8 protein-coding genes are annotated in these 16,084 nt (G+C 29.6%); all 8 read right to left on the minus strand.

Annotation, left to right across the window (positions count from 1 at the left end):
* Positions 1-3 precede the first annotated feature (3 nt).
* Positions 4-435, minus strand: a complete 432-nt coding sequence (gene ruvX / locus ELUMI_RS04240) for a Holliday junction resolvase RuvX (protein WP_025734763.1) — start codon at positions 433-435, stop codon at positions 4-6.
* On the minus strand, positions 428-1,336 hold the full coding sequence (locus tag ELUMI_RS04245) for a phosphatase PAP2 family protein (protein ID WP_035019105.1): 909 nt from the start codon (positions 1,334-1,336) through the stop codon (positions 428-430). Before ELUMI_RS04245 ends, ruvX begins: the two co-directional genes overlap by 8 nt.
* 87 nt (positions 1,337-1,423) lie before the next feature.
* Positions 1,424-2,785, minus strand: coding sequence for a phosphopyruvate hydratase (gene eno / locus ELUMI_RS04250; protein ID WP_025734765.1), 1,362 nt, complete (start codon positions 2,783-2,785; stop codon positions 1,424-1,426).
* Positions 2,786-2,887: 102 nt separating this feature from the next.
* Positions 2,888-7,246: an ABC transporter permease gene (locus ELUMI_RS04255; protein ID WP_025734766.1), complete on the minus strand. Its 4,359-nt coding sequence runs from the start codon at positions 7,244-7,246 to the stop codon at positions 2,888-2,890.
* A 16-nt stretch (positions 7,247-7,262) separates the two neighbouring features.
* Positions 7,263-9,566 carry a lipoprotein gene (locus ELUMI_RS04260; protein WP_025734767.1) on the minus strand — a complete coding sequence of 768 codons (2,304 nt, stop codon included), beginning with the start codon at positions 9,564-9,566 and terminating at the stop codon, positions 7,263-7,265.
* A 775-nt stretch (positions 9,567-10,341) separates the two neighbouring features.
* Positions 10,342-11,790, minus strand: a complete 1,449-nt coding sequence (locus ELUMI_RS04265; protein WP_025734768.1) for a glycoside hydrolase family 1 protein — start codon at positions 11,788-11,790, stop codon at positions 10,342-10,344.
* Between the two features lie 23 nt (positions 11,791-11,813).
* A complete protein-coding gene (locus tag ELUMI_RS04270) occupies positions 11,814-14,468 on the minus strand; it encodes a glucose PTS transporter subunit IIA (protein ID WP_025734769.1) in 2,655 nt (884 codons plus the stop codon).
* Between the two features lie 140 nt (positions 14,469-14,608).
* Positions 14,609-16,057, minus strand: a complete 1,449-nt coding sequence (locus ELUMI_RS04275; protein WP_100618556.1) for a glycoside hydrolase family 1 protein — start codon at positions 16,055-16,057, stop codon at positions 14,609-14,611.
* Positions 16,058-16,084: the final 27 nt, after the last annotated feature.

A 16,084-nucleotide genomic window follows, 5' to 3' on the forward strand; every position in this document is an offset into this window, starting at 1 on the left:
TTCTTATTTGTTGTTTATTTGTAAGTATAACTCTAAAATCAATTGGGCTGCAAGTCCGTCTTTAGATTTTTTTTGTTTTTCTCGACTAATTCCGGCATCAATCATGATATTTTTGGCCATTTTTGTGGTTCTACGCTCATCAATGCGTACAATTTGATTTTCTTGGAATGATGGATTATATGCTAAAATTCCTTCAATAAAGTAATCAACCATCTCAGCTCGCGATCCAATACTCCCATCCATATTTCGTGGATATCCAACAACAATCACATCAGGGTGATATTGTTCGATTTCTTGACTTAATTGCTCTAAACCTTCATCAAAATTATATTCTTCAAAGCGAATGGTTTTATATGGACTAGCAATTTGACCATTGCTTGTGGCTAAACCAATTGTTTTGCTTCCGACGTCTAATCCTAAAATTTTTCTATCCATGCTTTGTTACCTCCCATTTTTTTAATCAATTCTTTTTTAACATTCTGGCAGCACCTGCATAAAATAAAACCCCAAGAATCATTGACATTGTTACATCAGTGATGAAATGTTTCAAGAAAATAATTCTCCCAAAAGCAATTAATAAAATTACTAAACTAATCACTGTCGTTAATGTTCATCATTTTCAATTTTTATTTTTAAATAAAAATAAAATTGAAAGCAAAGACATACTAATCCCAACATGACCAGATGGAAATGATTCATTTTTCAAAGAAAAATTTTGATAAGAAATGTTTCATCATGCTTGATATTCTTGAACAGAATTTGATAATAATGTAGCTTCAGGTCGTGGTCTGTTGAAAATAATTTTTAAGATGAAAACTGTGAAATAAACTCCAACACAAAAGATGGCCATCACCAAAAGTGTTTGTAGATTATATTCTTGATTGATAAATTTTTGACGTTGATCTTTTTTATTAAAAAATCAAAAAATATAGCCAAAAAGGGTTCAATAAATTAACGTTGAAAAGACTCAAATTAATAAATAATAATTTGGATTATAACTTCGCATCACGGGAATTGAAGTCATTAAAGTTAAAGCAATAAAAACAATTAATCAAAAGGTAATTAATTTTCAACGTTGAATTCGATCACGTGTTTTTGGTTTGATTTTGCTAAATAAAAATCAATTATATAACACTGTTACAACAACCATTAGAGGGATTGTAAAAGTTGGAACTCCAAAAATATCGACAAAAACACCAAAAAAGTTTTTTTCATAACCATCTCTGACAAACAATTCAGAAAATTGTTTGTCAAAAAAAGTTCCCACAAGAAAAATGGTAATTAAAGAAGTTAAGATGACCATCACGGGGATGTGTTTTAAAAATATTTTATTCATATCTAATATTTTAAAATAAAAAACCGTTATCGTACGGTTTTTTATCTTTAAATTTTGATAAACTTCAAGATTAGTTCAAAGCTTGGCTTATTTTGTGGCTTTCATATTATAGAAAGTTTTGTATCCATCATAAATTGCAGCTTCACCTAACTCGTCATTAATTTCTAATAAACGGTTGTATTTAGCGATTCTATCAGAACGTGACATTGAACCAGTTTTGATTTGTCCTGTGTTTAAAGCAACTGCTAAATCAGCAATGGTTGTATCTTCAGTTTCACCAGAACGGTGTGAAGTTACAGCAGTTCAACCAGCTTTTTGGGCCATTTGAATGGTTTCAATAGTTTCTGTTAATGTTCCAATTTGGTTTAATTTAATTAAAACTGAATTTGATGTGTTTTTAGCAATTCCTTCAGCTGTAATTTTTGGGTTAGTCACATATAGATCATCTCCGACAATTTGGATTTTATCTCCCATTAACTTAACTTGTTTAGCAAATCCATCTCAATCAGATTCAGCAAGACCGTCTTCAATTGAAACAATTGGGTATTTATCAACTAATTTGTTTAAATAAGCATTCATTTCATCAGTTGTTAAGGCTCATGTTTTACCAGTTAAAGCTTCAATTTTTTTGAAGTGGTATTTTTTATCTTCTAAGTATAATTCTGAACTAGCAGTATCCATGGCAATCATGATTCCGTCTTTTCCAGTTTTATATCCAGCTTTTGCAATCGCTTCAACTAATAAATCTAAAGCAACTTCAGCTGGTGAATGTTGTTGGAAAGTTTCCATTTTTTGGTCTTTGTAAGCTCAGTTAAAGTTTGGGGCAAATCCACCTTCGTCTCCAACTGCAGTTACATCCCCTTTTGCATGTAAAAGTGATTTTAGAGCTTGGAAAGTTTCACTTGCTCATCTTAATGCTTCTCTAAAGTTAGACGCTCCAACTGGCATAATCATAAATTCTTGGAAATCTAAAGCAGAATCAGCATGTTCTCCACCGTTAATCACGTTTAACATTGGAACTGGTAAACGACGAGCATTTACTCCTCCAATATAACGATACAATGGCATTTCCAATTCACTTGCAGCAGCTTTAGCTGTCGCAAGTGAAACTCCTAAAATGGCATTTGCTCCTAAGTTTTTCTTAAAATCATCACCATCAAGAGCAATCATCGTCATATCAACTTTAATTTGATCTGTCACTTCCATTCCAATAATTTTGGGAGCAATTTTATCATTGACATTAGCAACAGCTTTTAAAACACCTTTACCATTAAATCTTTTTTTATCTCCATCTCTTAATTCTAAAGCTTCTCTTGAACCAGTTGAGGCCCCAGATGGAACCATTGCTGATCCAAATCCACCAAATTCAGTTGTCACTTCAACTTGAACAGTTGGGAATCCACGTGAATCTAAAACTTCACGGGCTTTAATACTTGTTATTTTTGACATATTTTCTTTATCCTCTCATAAAATAATTACTAAACTATTATAACTCTAAATTGTTTTTTGTATATCAGTTATCCTTTTCTTAGACCTAAAAATCATTAAAGTTTATGAATTGCCCAGAAGTGTATTTAATTTTATTTTTTTCACACCTTGCATAATCACAATGTAAGCAACAATAAAGATTAACAGACAAACAAGAGCAACACCGACAAATAACCACGGATTCACAATTAGTGGCAAGGCAATTTTAATTTTCACCAAAGCCATTGGAATTGTATATTTAATAAACAATCACATTGTCAGCATTCCTAAACTCGTTGCCAGAACAGCCACTGGGGTAAAAATTCAGAGCATTAATGAGTGAAATTCGCGCATTGTATAACCTTGAATACGCATATAATTCATAAAGTTCTTATATCTTCTGATAAAAATATCAGTAATTAAATAAATGGTAATCACCCCAGTCACAATAAAGATTGGAATAATAATTGTGGCAAAAACAAGGGCGGCTGAAATTAAATTTTGCATCGCCATTTTATTCATATCAACATATTCTGTGAAACCAATTCCGGTTTTGAAATATTTGACAATTCCAGCTGTGGCGTTATTACCATTAATTGATTGCAAAATTAGTTTTTGCAATTGGTCAGAGATCATGGGGTTACTACTCATTTTAGCATTACTTCAAACATTTACATGCTGACCATCAGCCAACGTTTGAGTCTGATCAATTGCTTCTGAAATTCCAAGTAATTCATTGGCATATTTTTGATCTAAATAAATTTTATCCCCATCATATAAATCTTCAATCGCGACAACTTTTAATTTTTTCGATGAACCTTGTTTAACTAATTTATTAGTGAATAAATTATTTTGTAAAGCAATATTCATTCAATTATTAGTTCCTGAAAGTAATAGGTCTTGACCGATTTCAATTGCTTGCCCATCTTCATATTTAAGAATATCAAATGGGTAAATTCTGTTAGTTTTTTGTTTGTAAGTCTTTTTATTTGCATATTCTTGATATTGCTCATTTACTGTTTTAAATAATTCTTGATTGAATTTATTTTTATCTAAATCTAAAAAGACATTTTTTAAGTTGTAATAAGGTTCATACCTCTTAGACAAGTAATCATAATAATAAAAATTATTTGAAGTTGATGGATCATTATCGTATGTCATTTTAGTTAAATCAATATCATATAAATCAACAACATTATCTTTACCACCTAAATCATATTTTCATGCCCCAGGTTCAATTACTTCAATTTCACTTTTTTGATTTGAAAAGGCAAGTTTTTGTATATTCATATTTAGATTAAATGAATCACCAACTTTTAAATTTTGTAAAGCTAATTTTTTACTAATTGTGATTGGGATATAATCCAATGTTTCATTATGGGCAATGATTGATCGATTGTTTAGTTGCAGTTTAGGATTTGGATGCTCTGTATTAACTCCAAAACCAATGATTTTTGTATCATCAGCATTATCAATTGTTCCTTCAATTTTGGTAAATAATTCATCTTCATTTGGATTGACGGGAATTGAAGAAAAGTTAAAACTAAAGTTTTTAATTTCTTTTGGGTCTTTATCTCATAGTTCTTTTGTCGCTGAAGGAAGTAGGTTATTGGACATATATTTAATATTTTCTTCATAACCTTTTTTCTCATCATCAATCGGTTTTTGTCCTAACAACATTGGGAAAATTTTACTAGTTAATTGGTTGAATTTTTTTTCTACAATACTACGACTTTCTTCATTGATTTTGCTTGCATAATCTAAAACTTGATCCATCACACCAACAGAGATTAACCCACCTTTAAAGGTTAAGAAGTTTTTGAAAAGAATTGATTCAAAAACATTTCGATATTCTTCTCCATTATCTTTTTTTCAATACTCTAAATCCTTTTGATCTACAAAACCAACATATTCGTTTGCTTTTTCTTTTTTAGGAATATAAACATTAAAAATTGAAGCTTCGAGATTACTATTTTTAGGATCATTTTCATGAGCATAAAATGAGTATCTTGTTAAAGGATTATTTGAGAGTGTATTGATGTAAGAATAGTTATTATTATAGTGAATATTTCGATAAAATTCATTGGTCATGGAATTCAAAATCGATGGAATCGAAGCGGCAAAAAAGATTACTAAACTGGCAATAAATAAGACTGAGAAAAAGACTAATAAATCTTTTCAAGAACTGGCTAAAATTACTAATTTTAATTTTGAATTAAATCTAACAACCGGAATTTTAGAAAAGACTTTCTTTAAAAAGAGATTTGGCCGCATGCTTTTAGCTGGGGATAGCAAGATAATTGGTGATTGTTTAATCACAAAATAAGTAGTCATGAAAACCATTCCAATGACAATCACAGCTAAAGCAAATAATTCGATTAATAACACTTTTCAATCAATATTAAAGACGCTTGGGATATTAAAATATCGTTCAAATGTCGTCATAAAGATTGGTTGAAGTGCTAAACTAATTCCCCAACCAATTAAGGTGACAAAAATGACTGGAATTAACATATAGGAAATATAATTAACTAAAATTTTAAAATTAGAAACTCCTAAAGCTTTTAGATTCCCGATTTGACCTCGTTCTGTATTAATAACTTTTTTAAAGATTGTATAAATCACAAAACATAATGCAGCAATAAAGATGACAGTAAAAATGATTGAAATTAACACAAATTTTTGAAGTGTTGATGGAAATAGTGTACTTCTAAAATTCAATAGTGGTGTTTTGGCATATTCTTGAATTTTAGTTGTTGTTAATTCATCATTTAATTGATGATTATTTAAGGCAGTTGCAACTTCTTTTAATTTCATGACATTATCTGCTAAATATGTTGAGAAAACCTTTTTATCATTGATTAAATCATGAGGACTACCAGAATTATGAATTAAATATGCTCGACTTACATCTTGAAATTTACCAGGATCAACTCCACCATTAAACATTTTAGAAAATGTGCTACTACTAATATAATAAATGGCTTCATTTTCTTGATTAGTTAAAATATCGTCTTCATAAATAATCGGATAAATGTTTAAGCTATCAGCTCCGGTTGCATCTAAACGATATTGAGCATTAGATCCCATTGATCCTGGAAAAATATTATATACTTGACCAAGTTTTAACTTGTTGAATTCAGCATATCCATTTGAAACCATAAAACTATTTTCTGTAAAAAGATCGGGACTATCATTTTTTTTGAAAAATGAATAAAGATCTTCATTATAGAAAGTGACATTAAATTTGTCAGAATCTTCTAGTTTGTGATTGTAGAATGAAGAAATATACCTGAATTTATGTCCATTCGCATCTCACATAACAGCTTCATTTGTTGTTCTAATTTTAAAATTACTTAGATCACTCAATAAATTAAAATAACTTTCAAATCATTTTCTTTGAGTTAATGGATTATCATTTATATGGTATCCATTCACATATAAACCTGTTTTTAAAATAGTTGTAGCATCATGTTTTTTAATGTTAAAACTTGCATAATTTTTATATAAATTATACTCACTAGCATCAGAAATTGGATCAAAAATTTCTTTATAAAGATTAACATCTTCAACAAACTCATATTTTTCTATATCTTTTCCATCGGAATCTGTTGCTTTGATAATTTGTCCAATTCGCCCAACTGTTTCTTTATCATTTTTTGGATTATTAATATAATCTTCAACTGCTTGACTAGGATTGTTGCCTATATTTTTTTCATAAACTTTGACCAATTCTTGTTTAATTGAGTAAGTTAGTGAAGAGTTATTTAAAGCAAACATATAATCAAAAATATCCAAAGCTGATTTTGTTTGTTGTGGATTTAAACTACCTTCAAAACCATTGTTTTTAGCATACAATTGTCCGATTAAAGAATTTTTGAAATATTTTGAACCAAAGTTAAATTTATAAAAATCTCCAAATTTTCCACTTTTGACAACATCGATTTTTTTGGCTTCTGAGAATTTTAAAACTCGACCATCATCTTTGGGAGCGAATGGTTTATCTTTAGTTGTATCAGATTCTGTGTCTCCAAAATGGAAATTAAAATATTTTTTATCACCATATTCAAAAATTGAAGATTTATATGAATTTACTGGACCAGTTACAAACTTATATTTAAGCAATGCTGAATCTTTTTCGTCACCAAAAGTTAGGGTTGGAAAAAACCCTAACTTTTCGTTTCCTACTAATTCTGTGTTAAATGAAAACCATGGCGTAAATGTTTGCGTATCATTACTTGGATATCCACTTGAAGTGTATCTAAAAGAGTAATCATGCTTTTCATAATTTCTGTTAATTTGATTATTGATATTTTTTAAATTGACCGAAACAATTCCGAGCGTCGATGTTAAAACAACTGTAATTGTAATCAAAATTAAATATATGAAAAATTGCAAATAATCTTTTAAGAGTCGTTTTAGACCATTTTTAAATAAAAGCATTTTCTATATTGTTCTCCTAATAAATGTTAAAGAATTCCTTTCCATTTTGATCAAAACTTTTGATTGTTGTTATTACTCAATATGGGTTATTTGGATTGTCTGAGATATTTTCTCAGGAAATTTTATATGTGTGATTAACATCTTTATAATCTTGGTAATTACCCAATCCATCATAATTCTGTAAATCTTTAGCGGCAATAACGTTTTGTTCAACACCTAGAACTTTTCCTGATTTTTTAGTTAAATCTAATTTATCTATTAGAGCTGTATTAGTTTCGCTGATAACATCTTTTTGATGTTCAATAATTGTTTGGTATGGATTGAAATTTTGATCTACATTAACTTTTTTAAATTGTTGATTCGCAGTTGATGTAGTGTCCCCTTTTCCTGTGTAGTTTAAAGTATAGTGCATTTTTGCACCCTTTTGACTATTGCTAGTTGATTCGAATTTTACTTCTGTCATATTCCAAAAATTATTATCATATAAGTTTGATATAACGTTTTCGTGAGCTTTTTCCATCCCTTGACTAGTGCTATTTCCAAACTTACTAAAGAATTCTTTAAATTCCTTTTTTCCAGGAACTACAGATTCATTTTTAACTCCTTCATACAAACCTTTTAAAACAGAATCATCAACATATTTGTCGCCTTTATAACCTAACAGTTCCAAAAAGTTAGATTGCTCATTTGAACTTAATTCTCTAAAATATTTTTTGTCTTTAAATTTTTCAATTACAGCCAACAATTGATCTTGATAAGGTTTTTCACTAACAGCTTTATAAATATTTTTAGCATAATTTAATAAATTGATACCAGCATCAGGTTGCTCCAATACAGAGTTTCAATCACCAGGAACCATTTTACTAATGATATTATGATAAACTGTTGCGAATGGAGTATTGTTTGTTTTTCTATCTTCAAAATATTTTTGATAAAAATTTTTTTTGCCTTCTGTTGTTGTATCAAGTTTAGATTCTTTATCCAATAAATTTATAATGTCAACAATGTCTTTAGCATTAGTTCCTGGATTGTTTATATCTCTTCCTTGTTTATTAAATAAATATTGTATATTAAGTTCTTTTGTTGGAGAAACCCCATTAACTGGTTCTGGCGCTTTATCTAATGCATCAATTTTAGACCATGTGTTTTCAGGAAACTCATTTCTGTGTTTTTTAAAGGTTTCTCAAATTTTGGTGATAAGCGAAAAGGTAATACCTTGCATAGTTTGAAATGTTGTTCCTGGAATAAATCCTGGAAGCCCAGGTATAATAATAGGGGGAAAATTTGGATCAACAATCATAGGTAATAAAAAGTTACTAAATTCTGCTAAATTTAAAGCACCAGATTTTGTAGATGAAAAATTTTCAAGTAATGATGCCATTAAAGAAATTTTACCGTCAAGATTTAGTTTTCCTGCTGTCGCAGTTATTAAAGCTCCGGTCGAGTTAAATTTAAAACCATGAACCGTAGATTTAAAATCAGTATTATCATCAGCCTTTAAAAAAATTAATCCTTTATCCAATTTGTTTTGAACACCCTGATCTTTATAATCTCTTGATTGACTAGCATTTCCAGCATATAAAATCGAATTATATCAAGCATATCCTGATCCATTGGTACCTTTATTATTTTCATTTGCACTTGATTTTGGACCTTCTGTACCATTAGTATTTGTTGGGTATGCTCCATCAAAACCATTGTGTAATAAGTAATTTGATAAAGCGCCAGTGTCTTGAATTCCTCATGCTAAATTACGTCTATTTTCATCAGCTGAAAGTTTTGCATTTTTACCTAAACCAGCAGCATATCCCATTGCATTGTCTTTTTTCTTGTTGTATCCAACATTACCACCTTTAGAAAAGGTATCTTCGAAATACCCTTTGCTATCAGACCCTGGATTAAACATTTTTTGATAAAAGTTATCATCATACATTCCCATCACATAACTGGCAAACATTCCAGCATAACCATCTTCATCAAAACCTTTTATTCATGGAGCTAAAAGGTTTTTATAATTAGAAATTTTACTTCCTAAATTAATTTTTTGTTCATTATATTTATATGCCACAGGCATTTGCATCGCTGTTGCTTGAGGGGTTAGATACATTGATAAAACTTCATTCACATTGTAATTTAAGTTTTCATGTCTCCCACCAATAATTAATCTTGAAATAAAGTTAGCCCCATCTAACATTTCGGCTTGAAGCGGTGTTAAATTACTGTTTTTATCTTCTTGGTTATTGTGAACACAAGAAACAACAGTTAAGGCTGAGGAGGCAACAAAAATTGTTGTCCCTAAAAAGCTTAATAATTTTTTCATATATTTAATTTCCTTTTTTATAAGTTAAGACCTAATCAAATATTCAATTTCGCAAAAAAAATATTTGATTAAGGAGAGAACTTAATCCTATTTTTAAAAATGGATCTTTTTTAAAACCTATTTTAATAGATGATTAATCTATTTACATAGGTCAATCTCATAATATCTCAGAAATGACTAAAATAATCTTTTTGGACCCAAAAAAGTGAAAAAAAATCAAAACTTAACATTGTTTTTGACCATAAAAGAGACATTAAACTTTGGCATAGATGTCGATTAAAACCTTTAACCACAAGCAAAAAGGTGGTAAATATGACAACGATACAAATCAACACAGTCAGCAATGACTTTGAACATAAAAGCTTTAAGTGCTTAATTAATACATGCATTTACCACCTTTTTTGCTTGTTGTTAATTTATAAAATTATTTAATTCTAATCATTTAGAGCAGAAAGATGATGAAATTTAACAAACACATTTTTATTGCTAAAACTAAAGTTAAACTTCTTCCCAGATTTGAAAATGGAAAATTAATCAGACAAATGGAATAGGTTGAATTTGGTGTATTGATCTAAACGAAATCATCAGTCTTATGCTTTAATAAAATAGTCATTGATTTATTTTTTATTACTTGTGTCTCACTCAATTAGATAAAGATTTTATATTAAAAAATTTAAACGATGATTATAAATTTGCAAGACATATTAAAAAACTCAAACAAAAAACTGCTTAAAATTAAGTTTTTAAGCAGTTTTTATTTTATTAATTAATAAACTTATAGTTCTAAAGTTTCTTTAAAATTCTTGAATCAATTAAATGATTTTTTCTTGAAACGATCTCCAGTTCCGTTATGTAAATCATCATAATCAACGTAAATTATTCCATATCTTTTTGACATTTCATTAGAACTTGTTGAAACTAGATCGATTACTCCTCACATTGTATAACCAAAGACATTAACACCATCTTCAATGGCATCATGAATTGCCATAAAGTGTTGTTTCATGTAATCAATTCGATAATCATCATCAACTGTTTTTTTGTCATTTAATTTTTCATCTCAACCAATTCCATTTTCAGAAATGAATAGGGGTAAATTGTATCGATCTCACAAATCGTTTAATGTGTATCTCAATCCTTGAGGATCAATTTGTCATCCCCATTCATTTTCTTTTAAGAATGGGTTTTTACCCATTGATATTAAATTCCCACCAGATTGATCTGCTTCTTTTTTGCCTATAATTCCTGAACTGTAATAGCTAAATGATAGGAAATCAACAGTATTATTTTTTAAAATATTCATTTCTTCTTCATTGGTATCAAGTTTTACATTTAGTTTTTCAAACATTTTAATCGCGTAAGTTGGATAGACACCTTTGGCAATTATATCAAAGTAGAAATAACGATACGTTTGTTCAGCTTTTTGTCATTCAATGATATTTACAGGATTACAATCCATTGGATAATTAGTCATATTTGCAATCATACATCCAAAGATTTTTTTCTTTAACATTTCATGACCTAATTGCACAACTTTTGCTTGTGCAACTAATTGATTATGTAAAGTTTGAAATCTTAATTGATCAAAACTAACATTGGGATGATCTTCTGGGAAAGTTGCTGACATCATTGGGAAAATTGAGCAAACATTAATTTCGTTAAATGGTAATCAATAATCAACTATGTCTCCAAATTCAGTAAATAAAGTTTTAGCATATTTTACGAACATATTAATGACTTCTTTGTTCATTCAACCACCATATTTTTGGGCAATGGTATATGGTGTATCATAGTGATTTAAAGTAACCATCAATTTGATGCCTTTTTGTTTACAATAAGTTAAAACATTACGGTAGAATTCTAGTCCCTTTTCATTTGGCTTAGATTCATCTCCATTTGGATAAATTCGTCCTCATGCAATTGACATACGATAAACATCTATTTTAGCTTCTGCTAATAAATCAATGTCTTCTTTATATCTATTATAGTGATCTGATGCAATGCGCTTAGGATAATGTAATCCTTCTTTATTCTCAAATGACTTTTCAAGATACTCTTTGCTCAATTTAGAATTACTCAGAGGCATGCCTCCTCGTTCTTCTAATTTTATATAAGGCATCATTTCAAGTACACTTCATGATTTCCCATCTTTGTTAAATTCTCCTTCAAATTGGTTGGCAGCAGTTGCCCCACCTCATAAAAAGTCTTTTTTAGTAAATTTCATATTTTATCCCTTATTCTTGCTCATTAATTTCTATTTGTTTTTCTTAATTCTTGTTTTTGTAATTTTGAAAATTTAACATCTTTTTTAGATGTAAATCCATAACTAATAAAAATTGAATTGATTGCATTATAATATTGATTATAAATTTTTTCTGACAGATTAGAATTTGTTAGTTTGTATAATTTATCTGCAATTTTTTTTGCTTTCAAATTATTTTCTTCAGTTAATTTCCCAACTTCAGCTTCAATTGGGTTATTGTTTTGTCGTGCTTGTTGTAATAATTTTTCTAATTCTTTAATTTTAGAAGCATATTTTGGTACATTAATTTGATCCACAATATTTTCCATTTTATTCATTAACTGGTCAGTGTTTTTTGTGTCTTCTAAATTTGCTTGTTTTTTAGAAAAACGTTTTGCTAAACTTTCTTTGCGTTCTAATTCTTTGCCTTCTAAGGTACTAATTTTGCTTTGTAATGTTTGCATTTTGCCCATGTTTTTTTCAAAAACTTTAATTTTATCAGTCACTTCTTTGTTACTGTAAAAAGTTTTTAATTCATCAATTTCTTGTTGCAATTGAGAATCAACAACAACATTTTGATTTTTTAAAAAATTATCTAAAGATCTTGTTGCTTTGTAAACACCAAATTTTTCGCTAGGTCTTTCTTTACAAAAGAACATGACTAATATGATCGGAACAGCAATACAAATAGCTCATCCAACTAATGTTGCTATCAGTGATTTAGTATCACCATTTGGACCATTTGCATTCAGAATTGAAAGTACTCCTCCCATTCCGGTTTGAATTCCAGCATAATATTTAGCTCCCATTATACCAGCAACAAACCCTCCAGCACCAGCTCCGACACAACCAAATATGAAAGGTCTAACTTTGGGTAAATTGACCCCGAACATATGCGGCTCTGGAACTCCGAAAATTCCTGCAGGAATACCTGCATAAAGTATTTGTTTAATAGTTGCGTTTTTAGTGATTATCAAATAACCAACAGATGCACCAACTTGACCCAAAACTCCAATTGGAGTACCAATGTTTAAATCGATTGTTTTCAACCCTTGAATATATGGGTCGGGATCATTCATCATTGGCATATGCAATATCATCCCTAATGCTCAATGAGCCCCTGAAATAACTATGATTTCCCATAAGAATGCAAAGATTCCAATTCCAAATCCATAAGGCACTTTGTTAAGCCATGAGAAAATATATCCGACACTAGATTCAAAAACAGAAATAATTGGTCCAACTACAAAGAAGGCCAAAATAGAAGCTGCCAAAATAGTGAATGTAGGAACTGTTAACATTAAACTTCAATTTGCAAATCTTTTTTTAGCAAATTTTTCTACTTTAACAGCTATATATGCAATGATTGTGGTTGTAATGATTGAACCAGGTGATGGTCCTATTTTCATCCAAACAAAATCAAGACCTTGCATTTTGGAAGTAATTAAAGGAAAGCTCCAAGGTGATGCACTAACACCATTAGTTAATGGGTTATAAACTAAACTCCCTTTATAAAGAAGTGGGGCTGTTAAAATCAACCCAAGAGCAACTCCGATTATTGGGGTGCCACCAAAATATTTAACTCCATTATATGTAAAGTAAATACCCATAAATACCAAGGCTCCACCAGCAATTAAATATACAAATTGAGTTATTAGAGTATAAGAAGCAAAATTAGCACTTGGAGAGACATTTTGAATTGCTCCTGTTTGTTGCAAAATGGCTTGAACAGCATTTATTAATCCGACCCCAATCATAACCGGAATGGCCGGCATAATAATACCTTTGATTAAAGCTAAAATTGATTTACCCAAACCTTGTTTTTCAGCTTTAACATTTTTTAAATCAAAATTTTGAGCTTGTTGGGCATGAAATAGATAGTTATCTAAACCATCTTTAATTTTTTCGACTTCTCCACCAATAATAATTTGCAATTCATTTTTATTTCAATGAATTCCTTTGACAATATCGATTTTTTTTAGTGTGTCTATATCCACCAATTCTTTATCTTTAACAACAAAACGCAAACGACTAACACAATTATAGTATCGACTATAGTTATTTTTACCTCCAACTTGATCATAAATTTTTCCAGCCAATTCTTCTCACCGATTAGTGAACCTGATTCCATTTTTCAATGCTTCTTTGAAATTGATTAATTTTGGTTTGTCAACTTCCTCATCTATTTTTGGTTGTTCATAATGCAGTGTTGCAATTGGTTCACCTTGTTTTACTAATCCATACTTGATATCTTGAATTGTTCAACCAGGGTTGTCGTTAGCGTCAATAACCATTGGTGTTGAAGTTAATAATTTATGCTTTTTAATTTCAGTTCAATTAACTTCAACAATTTCGGTTTTGGCATCAATCTTTTGACCATTTTTAACCTTCATATCAAAAGGTTTGCCTTCTAATGAAACGGTTTCTAATCCTAAATGCATCAGAATCGTTGGTCCTTGATTAGCTTTTATATGAATCGCGTGTTTAGTATCAAAAATATTAACAATTTCACCCTTAGCAAAAGGGCTAAAAAATTTTCGACTTTTAGGATCAATATAAAAACCATCACCAAGCATTTTTTCAGCAAAAACTGGATCAGATATTTTTTCTATCGGTTTAATCTCTCCATCAGCTGGAGAGTAAATGACAATTTTTTCCATTCTTTTGATTATCCTCCTAAAAATATTCTATTATGGAGGCATTTTTTTATTTTCTTTTTTGAAACAAGAAGTGGGATTAAAAAAATACTTTCTATTTTGGAAAGTATTTTTAAAAATATAGAATATAGAAATATCGAAAATTATAATTCTAATGTTTCTTTAAATTTTTTGAATCAATAGAATGATTTTTTCTTGAAACGATCCCCAGTTCCATTGTGATAATCATCATAGTCAACGTAGATTATTCCATATCTTTTTGACATTTCATTACTACTGTTTGAGACTAAGTCTATAACTCCTCACATTGTATAACCAAAGACATCAACACCATCTTCAATTGCATCATTAATGGCAATAAAGTGTTCTTTCATATAATCAATTCGGTAATCATCCTCGACTGTTTTTTGGTCGTTTAATTTTTCATCTCAACCAATTCCGTTTTCAGAAATAAATAAAGGTAAGTGGTATCGATCTCATAAATCATTTAATGTATATCTTAAACCTTGAGGATCAATTTGTCATCCTCATTCGTTGGCTTTTAGGAAAGGGTTTTTACCCATTGATAGTAAATTACCACCAACTTTGTTTGCTGTTGTTTCCCCTACAACCCCTGTCATGTAATAACTAAAAGTTAAGAAGTCAACTGGATTATTTTTTAAAATATTCATTTCTTCTTCGTTAGTATGAAGTTTAACCTTTAACTTTTCAAACATTTTAATCATGTAAGTTGGATATTCACCTTTTGCCACCATATCAAATAAGAAATAACGAGCTTGTTGGTCAAATTTTTGTCATTCGATAACGTTAACTGGATTACAATCAATTGGATAAGTAGTCATGTTTGCAATCATACATCCCATGTTTTTTTTCTTTAACATTTCATGTCCTAATTGGACAACTTTTGCTTGCGCAACTAATTGATTGTGTAGGGTTTGAAATCTCAATTGATCAAAACTAACATTAGGATAATCTTCTGGAAACGTTGCTGATATCATTGGAAAAATTAAAGCCATATTAATTTCATTAAATGGTAATCAATAATCAACCAAGTCTCCAAATTCAGTAAATATAGTTTTAGCATATTTCATAAACATATCAATGACTTCTTTGTTCATTCAACCGCCATGTTTTTGAGCAATTGTATAAGGTGTATCATAGTGACTTAAAGTGGCCATTACTTTTAAACCTTTTTGTTTACAATAAGTTAAAACATTGCGATAGAATTCTAAGCCTTTTTCATTGGGTTTAGCTTCATCTCCATTTGGATAAATTCTTCCTCATGCGATTGACATACGATAGATGTCTATTTTAGCTTCTGCTAATAAATCGATATCTTCTTTATATCTGTTGTAGTGATTTGATCCAATACGTTTTGGATAATGCAAACCTTCTTTATTTTCAAATGATCTTTCAAGATTCTTTTTTGATAAGGTAGAATGACCTAAAGCCATGACATCTCGTTTTTCTAATTTCATATACGGCATCATTTCAAGTACGCTACATGATTTCCCGTCTTTGTCATACTCTCCTTCAAATTGCACGGCAGCGGTTGCTCCACCCCATAAAAAATCTTTTTTAATAAATTTCATATTATTTCCCCCTATCTTTAATATAAT

The organism is Williamsoniiplasma luminosum, assembly GCF_002803985.1.
Classification (GTDB): Bacteria; Bacillota_I; Bacilli_A; order Mycoplasmatales; family Mycoplasmataceae; genus Williamsoniiplasma; species Williamsoniiplasma luminosum.